Source organism: Anaerorhabdus sp. (assembly GCF_036637135.1).
Lineage (GTDB): Bacteria > Bacillota_I > Bacilli_A > Erysipelotrichales > Erysipelotrichaceae > Anaerorhabdus.
The window spans coordinates 3396-13247 of sequence record NZ_JAVWNC010000054.1 but is presented as its reverse complement, the minus strand read 5'-3'; the positions used below and the strand labels follow the sequence as shown (position 1 = coordinate 13247).

Below are 9852 nucleotides of genomic sequence, written 5' to 3'. Positions count from 1 at the left end.
TATTGGGGTACCATCTTATGGAGGAAGAGTTCCTTCAATTGCATTAGAAAGAATGAATCATTACCAAGGAAATAATGCCAAAGCGATTCTGCTTGTTTCTTATGGTAATCGAGCTTATGAAGATACACTCAAAGAGTTACAAGAATTTTTAACAAGCAAAGGATTTCAATGTATAGCCGCTATTGCAGCTGTTGCAGAACATTCAATTATGCATCAGTTTGCGACAGGCAGACCGGATATGCAAGATAAAAAAGAACTGATTGAGTTTGCGGAGAAAATAAGAAGTAAAATCAATGAGAACGAATTTTCAAAAGAATTACATCTCCCAGGAAATAATCCCTATAGAGAATATCATGGCGTTCCACTTAAACCAAAAGTAGGTAAACAATGCTCAATGTGTGGTATATGCGCAAATAAGTGTCCTGTGGGTGCAATCGACGTAAACAATCCGAAAGTAACCAACAAGGATATGTGTATTTCATGTATGCGTTGTATTGAGATATGCCCATCACATGCAAGAGAAGTAAGTGATTTAAAACTCAAAATTGCAGCAACGCAAATGAAGAAAACGTGCAGTGATCGAAAAGAAAATGAATTGTTCTACTAACTAAGAAAAACATCGGTTTGATATAAACTAAACCGATGTTTTTCTTTGGTAGACCATCTTCAAATAATTCGTCATATTTTCATCATCTTGTATGTTATAAACGAATTGTAATTCTGTTGAGACCTCATATGCAAGTTTACGATACAACGTACACATATTAAATAATGAAGTCCAAATGTGGTAAAGATCACCATCAGAATAAGTCTTGAGATAAGATGAATAATCATCACTACTTAAGTAGTCTTTATAGAATTTCCCTAACTTGCCAGAAGAAACTTTGAAATCATGATGCAAGCCAATGTGCCAATCAACCATCTTATTTAACATATCTCGACAATAAACATTCAACATCGTCATAGCGTACGGAACTTCATTGCGTGCTAGTCCTTTCGCAACGTTATTTAAACACCACCAGAACTCATTATTACAAGCACTAAAGATTGCTTGCGTAGGCTTTTTTATGTGATAGTCAGAATCATTTGATGGATCAAGTGAATCAAGGCAATTATCTTTGTCGAGTAGAATTGTAGTTAAAGAAGAATGATGAATATTTTGTTTTGAATTTTCTAGTAATTCAATATGTAAGTCAATACGGTTACCATCTTGATAGAGTATTAACCAGGTGTAAGATTGATTGAAATTAGTATCTAACTTAATACCTGTTGTGCAATCAATTAGATCAGGTTCTTGTATCATACAGACATCACCAAATTGATTAATCCATTTGCGATTTTGTAGGAAGTTGTATGTGGTAGTAACACCAAAAACAACATCAAAATCTTGATAACAATCTTTCTTGATAGTTGGGTTTACTCTGGACCCATTCATATAAACAACACGAACATCATCTCTTGATTTCGCAAATTCTAGTATCAATTGCATTATTTCATGATCAGTTTTCATACAATCCACCATCCAAACTATTAGAACTATCATAACACATAGATTTACAAGACAAAGAGGTATGTTATAATATTTTCCAAGTGAGGATTAGAAAATGGAATATGCATTATGTTATGAGTTTGATGAGAATTCAGCTCAATATTTGAATCATTTAATCGATGAAGTAGCAAAAGTAACAGGCAATACAATAATGATTGATAATAAGATACCTGCACACATTACAGTTGGATGTTTTGAAACAGAAAGTGAAGAACTTCTAATTGAAATGGTAGAAAGTGCTTTAAAAAGTATAGTGAGTCAACAAATCTATGTGGGAGTTGTCGGTACATTTAAACCAAACGTTTTGTTTGTTGCACCACAACTAAATCAGTTTCTTCAAGAATCGTGTGAGTGTTTCTTTGATTACTTACACGAAATTGCGACACCAGGTGATCATGGTTACTATCAACCTTATAAGTGGATGCCTCATATCGCAATCAACATAACAGAAACAAAAGCAAAGGAAGGTTTACTCAAACTTGTTGAACTTTTTGATGCTCGTAGAGTTACTTGTGAAAAACTCACAATCGTTAAATGTGATCCATATACCGTTATTAAGACATATGAATTAAAGAAAATAAATTAATTAGATACGTATAAGTAAACTTGTACGTGTTTTTTTATGAGTAATAAAAACAAATTTTTGAGTATAAATAGAAAAAACACTTGCATGTTACGTTACGTAACAAATTATACTAAGACTATAGAGGTGGAAATATGAGCAAAGAATATTTAACAATTGGTGAAATATCAAAGAAAATGAACGTAACAGTGAGGACATTACAATACTATGATACGGAAGGCTTACTAAAGCCGTCCATGTTAAGTGAGGGTGGAAGAAGACTATATTCTTCGAAAGATATAATTAAACTTTATCAAATATTATCATTTAAATCACTGGGATTTTCTCTTGAGGACATAAAAGAACGAGTTTTAAAAATGGATACACCAGAAGAAGTTTGTATTGTGTTAGAACAACAAGAAAAGATGATAGAAGATCAAATTAAATCGATGGAATTAGTTAAGACTTCCCTCCATGCTTTAAAAGAAGAAGTAATTCAGATGAAAGAAGTTGATTTTAATAAATATGCAGATATTATCCAACTTTTAAAGATGGGTAACAAAGAATATTGGGTTATCAAATTATTTGATGATGAACTAATGGATTATTTTAAAGAACGATTTACCGATAATGTTGAAGAAGGTAAAGAAATTCTTAATACCTATAAAGAAGTTGTGGACAAAGCCATCCAATTAAAGAACAAAGGAATTTCTCCTGAAAGTGATGAAGCAATTGATCTTGCATCAAAATGGTGGGAAATGATTATGGAATTTACAAAGGGTGACTTAACATTACTAACCAAATTAATGGAATTCAATGACAATAAAGAAAATTGGGATCAAGAAATGGCGAATAAACAAAAAGAGATTGATGACTATATTGGTCAAGCAATCGATGCATATTTGAAAAGCATAGGCGTACAGTTTCCAGTGGAGGAGATAAACAATGACAACAAATAGTATAGAAGTATATCAGTTAAAGAAAAGTTATGGAAAAAATGATGTATTACATGGAATATCTTTTGAGGTAAAACAGGGAGAAATATTTGGTTTTCTTGGAGTTAATGGTGCGGGTAAAACAACAACATTAAGTTGTATAGAAGGAATTGTAAATTATACTCAAGGTGATATTAAAATCAATGGTAAAGTGGGTGTACAGTTACAAGTATCTTCATTACCAGCGAATATTAAATGCTTAGAAGCCATTCATTTCTTTGCGAAATGGCAAAAAGCAAAGGTAGATACAAACTTAATAGACCGCTTAGGAATCAATGAGTTTAAGAAAAATCAGTATAAAGATTGTTCTACAGGACAAAAAAGAAGACTTCATTTAGCAATCGCTCTAATTGGAAATCCAGATATTGTGATACTTGATGAACCAACTGCGGGATTAGATGTTGAAGGCCGTTATGCATTGCATGAAGAGATTCGTAGTCTAAAAAAACAAGGTAAAACAATTCTATTAGCGAGCCATGATATGGCAGAAGTAGAGGAGTTGTGTGATCGCATCGCTATACTTAAAGATGGTGAAATAGCATTTATGGGTAATCCTCAAGAATTATCAAAAGTTGTGCAAAAGAGTACTAATATGCAAATACGATTTAACGGTGAATTTGATATGAATAACATCCATAAGAGTAAGTATTGCGATATGAATAATAAGTATTATGTGTTCCAAACGGAAGATTTAACTGACGCTATTTTAGAAATTGGTATGCTTGCGAAAAATCAAAGTAAACACATACAAGATATAAAGATAGACGTACCTACGTTGGAGCAACAATTTATGGCAATTGCAAAGGAGAAATCAGTATGACAGCTTTACTTTCAAACATTGCATTGCAATGGAAATTAAACTTAAGAGATAAAGAAATTATTACGGTTTATTATATTGTTCCACTCGTATTTTATTTGTTTATGAGTGGTATATTTGGTTCAATTATGCCAGGTATGGAAAAAACAATCATACCTACAATGTGTGTATTTGGTGCAACCATGGGTGCTGTATTAGCAAGTCCAACACCATTGATTGCGGTATTTGGAACAGATATCAAAAAGTCATATTTAGTAGCTGGGGTACCTCTCTACTCAGCGGTAATTGTGAATTTTATTTCTGCTTTTATTCATGTATTTATGATGTGCTGTATTATTGTTTTCACTGCACCTATATTATTTAATGCAACAATTCCGACAAGCGCAACTTTTTGGATAGGATTAGTCTTATTTATCATCGCCAGTTTGAGTGTTTCGTCAATTATTGGTTTGAGTGTAAAAGAGAGTTCTAAAGCAAGTATGCTAGGTCAACTAATTTTCTTACCAACTGTTATGTTATCTGGAATTATGATTCCTCAATCAATGCTTCCAAGTATATTTACTACTATTTCTAAACTACTACCTGGAACATGGGGATTTGAGCTTATGTGCAGTCAATCATTAATGGTAACGAATATAATTGTTTTATTAGCTATGACAGCTGTATGTTGTGTTATCTTGACTGTTCAAGTTAAATGTATAAAGAAAGATTGTTGACTTTAAGGGTCTATTTATGTAGACTTTACTTAAGTAGAACCACAAAGAACAACAAGGAGGACACATGAAAACAATCAAGAAATTTTGGGGGATAATACCAATAGCGATTTACATTGTAGTTAAATTAATTCTACTTATTGTAGAAAAGACACAAAATTTAGTTCTACGTGCTATTCCACAATCTATCTTGTTATACTTCGCAATATTTTCTGTTTTTGTATTCATTCTTTATCTTATTCATCTTTTCTTTTCATTAGAACAAATCAAGAAATATAAATTCATGCAGGTAATAAAATTTATCATATTCTTTATATACGGATTGGGAATTGTTGGGGCTCTTTGGGTATGTATTTTCATAAGTGGTTTTGTCTATAAACCAGAAGATGTCGTATTTGAAAATGGAATAAAAATGGTATCAGTAGATTCTTCTTATATAGATCTTAGTGAAGATTATTATCAACATGTAAATTTTCTATTTAGGGGAAAACAAGTATTAAAAAAAATAAGAGAAAATACTTATTGGATATATGATGTAAATGGAGATCTAATTGAAACTGGAACCTATGAAAATTGAACTAATATTAAATTAAGAGAAACAGAATATGTTTCTTTTTTCTTTTGAAAGATAGTGATGTTTGACAAATACAAGTAAATAGTCTAATATGAACAGTGTTCAGTTTGGAGGGGTGATTGTGTACAAAAAATTAGAATCAAAAGAAGATATTTTACAAGAAGCGATTGAATTGGTTAAGACAGCAGGATTTAAAGAACTCAATATACGTGGATTAGCAAGTCAATGTAATGTTTCTGTAGGTACCATCTACAACTATTTTCCTTCTAAACAAGAACTGTTAGTAGAAACTGTGGAAATGATATGGAGAAGGGTTTTTCATAATCAAGTATGTGACTATGAAAAAAGTAATTTCTTACAAGTACTCAATTGGCTTGAAACATGTTTAAGAAATGGTGCTAAAGAATTTCCAGATTTTCTATCAAAGCATAACCAGTATTTTAGTGGTAAAGAAATACCGGCTGGTAGAAAACAAATGAGTGAGTATTTTATGCATATGCAAAGAGGAATATTATCTACGCTTGAATCAGAAAAGACCTTATGTAAAACGCTAGAAACTCACAATATAGGCAAGAAAGATTTTATCGATTATGTAATATGGAGTTTGGTAGATTGTATTACGAACAACCGCAAGACAGACATATTAATTAAAATGATTGAAACGATGAATTAGGGAGGTAATTTATGCAAGCAATTATGGAAACAGGGTTTGATGTAATTTATTTAGTTACAGTCATTACTCTAGGAATCATCATGGTTCGAAAAGGAAAAACAAAAGAAGCAAAATTATTTGGTATTATGGCTATTACATTAGGATTAGGTGATTCATTTCATCTTGTACCTCGAGCATTAGCTTTATGTACTACAGGTCTTGAAAACTTTACTGTAGCCTTAGGTATTGGTAAGTTTATTACATCAATTACGATGACAGTATTCTATATACTACTATACTATGTTTGGCGCTTACGCTATAAGGTTGAAGGACAAAAAGGATTAACACTGAGTGTCTATGCATTAGCTATTGTGAGAATTGCATTGTGTTTATTTCCTCAAAATATGTGGACAAGTGCAAATGCACCATTGAGCTGGGGAATTTATCGTAATATTCCATTTGCATTAATGGGTATACTAATTATTGTATTATTTTATAAAAGTGCAAAAGAACATAAAGATACATCATTTAAATATATGTATTTAACAATTGTATTAAGTTTTGCATTCTATGTTCCAGTTGTATTGTTTGCGGACACAATACCTTTAGTAGGGATGTTGATGATTCCAAAGACATGTGCATACGTCTGGACAGTTTGGATTGGATATCAAGATATGAAGAAAGCAGGTAATAACTAATGAAAAAAATGATTAATGTAGCGTTTATTTATAGCATTGTTGCTATGGTAGCGGGAGTATTCTATCGCGAGTTTACAAAGTTTAATGGATTTGTTGGAGTTACATCTTTAGGTAAAATGCACGTGCATTTACTTGTATTAGGATCTATATTCTTCCTTATCCTTGGTTTGTATTGTGATCGAGTTAAAGTTGAAGATCAAAAAGGATTTAATTCAGCATTTATTGCATACAATGTAGGATTATGCTGGATGGTTATTATGATGTTAGTTCGTGGTGTTTTAGAAGTCTTAAATACTCCATTATCATCAGGAATCAATGCAGCAATCTCTGGGGTTGCAGGAATTGGTCATATTATTCTAGGAGTAGGATTAGTACTCATCTTCCTCAAACTAAAAAAAGCAGTTAAGTAAATAAAAACCTTGTGGACAAACTAAAAGCTAGTTTAATTCACAAGGTTTTATTATACAAAATAAACAAATAATTATCTCAGTAAAGGTAAACTGCCTGTAAGCTTGTTTATCTTTTTCTTTTCCCCACATAGACCGATTCCAAAGTAGTGTAAATCAGATTCTTGAACATGTTTCATTTTTTCGATGTAATCATCATAATCGATACAACTTTGTGCTACATCGGTGAAATCCACAACTGTACAATCATTGAACTCATCGCTATAACATCTCTTACGCAACGCTTGAAGTAATTGCTTATTTCCTTTTAATATAGGGATTGGAGTGGCAACAATACCCATATGTTCCAAAGTACTTTGATCAGCTAAGGTAGGTCCAATAATTTCTGGATGTTCCTTCCCTAAGGTAACCCCAAGAACTGCGGATGTGTTCGCAAGAATACCTAAAGGTAATTCTTCATCTAATATAATGACGCATTTTTTATTTTCAATTTCCATTATTTTTTCTCCCGAATTGTATTTTAGATTCTGATAAAATTAAGCCAAATAGAGTTAATCCAATTCCAAACAATGAGAAGATGGTAATTTCCTCATGGAGTATGATTGCCGAAGTAATCATGGTAAGGATGGGGACTAAGTAAATATATACACTTGTTTTGGTTGGACCTAGTATTTTCACAGATAAATTCCAAGTGACAAAACATAATGCAGAGGCACCCAAGCCCAAATAAATTAAGTTAAATAATATTGTGGGTTGAATGAGGATATCAAAATTAATATGAAATTCAAATAAGAACAAAGCGGGTATCATAAACAGTAAACCATACAAGAAGATACGCCGTGTAGTTTGAATGGTATTATATCCAAAGTTACTAATCTTCTTTATAAGAAGGGAATATATAGCCCATAGGAAAGATGCAAGGAATGCAAGTAAATCACCTATAAAATTGACTTCCACTCGAGTACCATTAAAACTAATAATTGATATACCAACCATCGCAATAACAAATCCAAGTAAGAAGTTAGGTGTCATTTTCTCTTCCTTAAAAAACACATGAGATAACAAGACAGTGAAGAAGGGTGCAACAGAAATGATAACACCAACATTTGAAGCACTTGTATAAGTTAGCGCAATGTTCTCCAAAAGATAATATAAACAAATACCAGTACACCCAGCTGAAATAAAATAAAACTCCTGTGATTTTGTTGTGCAAGGTAATCGTTTTGGATATATTAAAACTAATGCGATAAATCCAATGAGAAAGCGAATGAATAAAATCTCAATGGGTTGAAAATTTGTAAGTAAAACTTTAGTAGAAACAAAAGTAGTAGCCCAAATACAAATTGTAACTAAAGCATAAAGATGTCCAGTAGATTGTTTATTCATCATGTTGATTCTTATCTAAAAAGATTTCACGATATGCACCAGGTGTAAGTCCTGTAAAACTACTGAAATAATTTGTGAAATGACTTTGATCAGAGAATCCAGTTTGTTGGGCAACATCAATGGGTTGAATTCCCTTTTCTAATAATTTACGTGATTCATTAATACGTATGGTTTCTAAATAGCGATAGGGAGTAACGCCTTTAATTTTTGTAAAAGCCCGAAGTAATGATGATTTACTAAGATTAGCGATTTGGCATATTTCATCAAGAGATATTCGCTTTGCATAATTTTTTTCGATATAGTCACAAGCTTTTTCTAATTCGTTATTAGATTTTGGTGTAATGACATCAAAAGGTTGAGCATAGTTTTGAAGTAAATGAGACAATAGTAGATATAAATATTCTTCTTTTTCAAATTCTGTCGATCCTTGCATAATCATTTCGTGAAGTGGTTGGTAGTAAGACTTCGCATCTTCGTCCAAAATAACATTTTTCATAAAGACAGGTAATTTTCTTTGACCTGTGATGTCTTCCACAATATCTAACATACTATCTTGAGGAATATTTAATCCACGATAGTATAGTGTTTCATCACCTATAGGGGCACATCCATGATTGTCATTTGGGTTGAAAAGAATCATATCACTCTTTGATAATGAATATTCCAAATGGCGGCAGTTTAAATATCGATGACCATTCTCCATCAAACCAAGGACATAGAATTCATGAAAATGATTTGGAAAAGGTTGAACTATACCTTCCAATAAGTAAGCTTCAATCTTCAGTTTTTCATCATAGACGATTGTGCGAGTTTCCTTCTTCATTTGCAGTACCTCATTTATTGGATTTATTCTAACATTTTCAGGATTACTTGGCTTGTAAAATAAAGTCAAAATTAAGCATAACAAGCAAACAATCATTTTTGAGTGATATAATGAAATAGTGAGGTGAAGAGCATGAAATATGATTTATTAAAGATCATGGATGACTTAGGTATTGAATACCAATATGTAGAACATGAACCTATTACCGACTATGAAGTAGCAAAAGCAGTAGATGAAAAATATAATTTAGAAGGCACTGAAAGTAAGAACTTATTTCTGAAAGACAAAAATGGTACTTATTATGTTTTTATCACTGAAGAAGGAGTTCGCTTTAATAGAGCCTTCTTAAAAGAAGTAACTGGTGAAAAATTATCAATTACATCACCTGAAGAATTAGAAGAGAAAACAGGATATGTTGTGGGTTGTGCAACTAATTTTGGATATGATTCAGATGTTATCTTTATTGTAGATTCAGAAATATTTAAACATGACAAGCTCATCTGTTCGGCGGGATCACCAACGCAAAGTATGGTTATTCATACAAAAGACTTGAAGAAAATATTCCAAAATTCATCCAATCAAGTAGTGTATGTACAAGCGCCAAGAGAAGAATAAATACTGAAAAGAAAGAGTGAAAATATCACTCTTTCTTTTGGTGTTAATTATCTGAAAAAAA

General features: G+C 31.9%; 14 protein-coding genes. 10 read left to right on the top strand and 4 right to left on the bottom strand.

All coding sequences use genetic code 11. The features are described from left to right. On the top strand, window positions 1-607 hold a 607-nt coding region (locus RR643_RS09345; RefSeq protein WP_332483051.1), incomplete at its 5' end, for a 4Fe-4S binding protein. Window positions 608-634: 27 nt separating this feature from the next. Here the strand turns inward: RR643_RS09345 and RR643_RS09340 are convergent. Continuing rightward, window positions 635-1510: an aminoglycoside 6-adenylyltransferase gene (locus RR643_RS09340; protein WP_332483050.1), complete on the bottom strand. Its 876-nt coding sequence runs from the start codon at window positions 1508-1510 to the stop codon at window positions 635-637. 94 nt (window positions 1511-1604) lie between these two features. Between RR643_RS09340 and RR643_RS09335 the strand changes: the two genes are divergently transcribed. From RR643_RS09335 to RR643_RS09300, 8 genes are all read left to right on the top strand, one after another. After that, window positions 1605-2135 carry a hypothetical protein gene (locus RR643_RS09335; RefSeq protein WP_332483049.1) on the top strand — a complete coding sequence of 177 codons (531 nt, stop codon included), beginning with the start codon at window positions 1605-1607 and terminating at the stop codon, window positions 2133-2135. Between the two features lie 131 nt (window positions 2136-2266). Then, complete coding sequence (locus RR643_RS09330; RefSeq protein ID WP_332468793.1) at window positions 2267-3070, top strand: MerR family transcriptional regulator; 804 nt, start codon at window positions 2267-2269, stop codon at window positions 3068-3070. Continuing rightward, the gene (locus RR643_RS09325; protein ID WP_332483048.1) at window positions 3057-3926 is read left to right on the top strand and encodes an ABC transporter ATP-binding protein; all 870 of its coding nucleotides are present in this window, start codon (window positions 3057-3059) and stop codon (window positions 3924-3926) included. The genes RR643_RS09330 and RR643_RS09325 overlap by 14 nt, the downstream gene beginning before the upstream one ends. Further along, window positions 3923-4639 (top strand): ABC transporter permease, encoded by a 717-nt coding sequence (locus tag RR643_RS09320; RefSeq protein ID WP_332483047.1) that lies wholly within the window; start codon window positions 3923-3925, stop codon window positions 4637-4639. Before RR643_RS09325 ends, RR643_RS09320 begins: the two co-directional genes overlap by 4 nt. A gap of 64 nt (window positions 4640-4703) precedes the next feature. After that, a complete protein-coding gene (locus RR643_RS09315; RefSeq protein WP_332483046.1) occupies window positions 4704-5213 on the top strand; it encodes a hypothetical protein in 510 nt (169 codons plus the stop codon). A gap of 118 nt (window positions 5214-5331) precedes the next feature. Continuing rightward, window positions 5332-5883, top strand: coding sequence for a TetR/AcrR family transcriptional regulator (locus RR643_RS09310; protein WP_332468789.1), 552 nt, complete (start codon window positions 5332-5334; stop codon window positions 5881-5883). 11 nt (window positions 5884-5894) lie between these two features. Next, window positions 5895-6560: a hypothetical protein gene (locus tag RR643_RS09305; RefSeq protein WP_332468788.1), complete on the top strand. Its 666-nt coding sequence runs from the start codon at window positions 5895-5897 to the stop codon at window positions 6558-6560. Next, window positions 6560-6970 (top strand): DUF2871 domain-containing protein, encoded by a 411-nt coding sequence (locus RR643_RS09300; protein ID WP_332468787.1) that lies wholly within the window; start codon window positions 6560-6562, stop codon window positions 6968-6970. Before RR643_RS09305 ends, RR643_RS09300 begins: the two co-directional genes overlap by 1 nt. Before the next feature lie 71 nt (window positions 6971-7041). Here RR643_RS09300 and RR643_RS09295 read toward each other — a convergent pair whose 3' ends face one another. The 3 genes from RR643_RS09295 to RR643_RS09285 are packed head-to-tail and all read right to left on the bottom strand — an operon-like array spanning window position 7042 to window position 9176. Further along, window positions 7042-7464, bottom strand: coding sequence for a DUF2000 domain-containing protein (locus tag RR643_RS09295; protein ID WP_332483045.1), 423 nt, complete (start codon window positions 7462-7464; stop codon window positions 7042-7044). Continuing rightward, entirely contained in the window at window positions 7454-8356 is a 903-nt protein-coding gene (locus tag RR643_RS09290) for a DMT family transporter (protein WP_332483044.1), read from the bottom strand. The genes RR643_RS09295 and RR643_RS09290 overlap by 11 nt, the downstream gene beginning before the upstream one ends. Further along, window positions 8346-9176: an AraC family transcriptional regulator gene (locus RR643_RS09285; RefSeq protein ID WP_332468784.1), complete on the bottom strand. Its 831-nt coding sequence runs from the start codon at window positions 9174-9176 to the stop codon at window positions 8346-8348. Before RR643_RS09285 ends, RR643_RS09290 begins: the two co-directional genes overlap by 11 nt. Before the next feature lie 132 nt (window positions 9177-9308). Between RR643_RS09285 and RR643_RS09280 the strand changes: the two genes are divergently transcribed. Then, window positions 9309-9791 carry a YbaK/EbsC family protein gene (locus tag RR643_RS09280; RefSeq protein WP_332483043.1) on the top strand — a complete coding sequence of 161 codons (483 nt, stop codon included), beginning with the start codon at window positions 9309-9311 and terminating at the stop codon, window positions 9789-9791. The last annotated feature ends 61 nt before the right edge of the window (window positions 9792-9852 follow it).

What these genes read in the sequence shown, in the direction of transcription:
- RR643_RS09340 (WP_332483050.1), bottom strand. Translation starts at nt 1,510, where the DNA reads ATGAAAACTGATCATGAAATAATGCAATTGATACTAGAATTTGCGAAA.
- RR643_RS09335 (WP_332483049.1), top strand. Translation starts at nt 1,605, where the DNA reads ATGGAATATGCATTATGTTATGAGTTTGATGAGAATTCAGCTCAATAT.
- RR643_RS09330 (WP_332468793.1), top strand. Translation starts at nt 2,267, where the DNA reads ATGAGCAAAGAATATTTAACAATTGGTGAAATATCAAAGAAAATGAAC.
- RR643_RS09325 (WP_332483048.1), top strand. Translation starts at nt 3,057, where the DNA reads ATGACAACAAATAGTATAGAAGTATATCAGTTAAAGAAAAGTTATGGA.
- RR643_RS09320 (WP_332483047.1), top strand. Translation starts at nt 3,923, where the DNA reads ATGACAGCTTTACTTTCAAACATTGCATTGCAATGGAAATTAAACTTA.
- RR643_RS09315 (WP_332483046.1), top strand. Translation starts at nt 4,704, where the DNA reads ATGAAAACAATCAAGAAATTTTGGGGGATAATACCAATAGCGATTTAC.
- RR643_RS09305 (WP_332468788.1), top strand. Translation starts at nt 5,895, where the DNA reads ATGCAAGCAATTATGGAAACAGGGTTTGATGTAATTTATTTAGTTACA.
- RR643_RS09300 (WP_332468787.1), top strand. Translation starts at nt 6,560, where the DNA reads ATGAAAAAAATGATTAATGTAGCGTTTATTTATAGCATTGTTGCTATG.
- RR643_RS09295 (WP_332483045.1), bottom strand. Translation starts at nt 7,464, where the DNA reads ATGGAAATTGAAAATAAAAAATGCGTCATTATATTAGATGAAGAATTA.
- RR643_RS09290 (WP_332483044.1), bottom strand. Translation starts at nt 8,356, where the DNA reads ATGATGAATAAACAATCTACTGGACATCTTTATGCTTTAGTTACAATT.
- RR643_RS09285 (WP_332468784.1), bottom strand. Translation starts at nt 9,176, where the DNA reads ATGAAGAAGGAAACTCGCACAATCGTCTATGATGAAAAACTGAAGATT.
- RR643_RS09280 (WP_332483043.1), top strand. Translation starts at nt 9,309, where the DNA reads ATGAAATATGATTTATTAAAGATCATGGATGACTTAGGTATTGAATAC.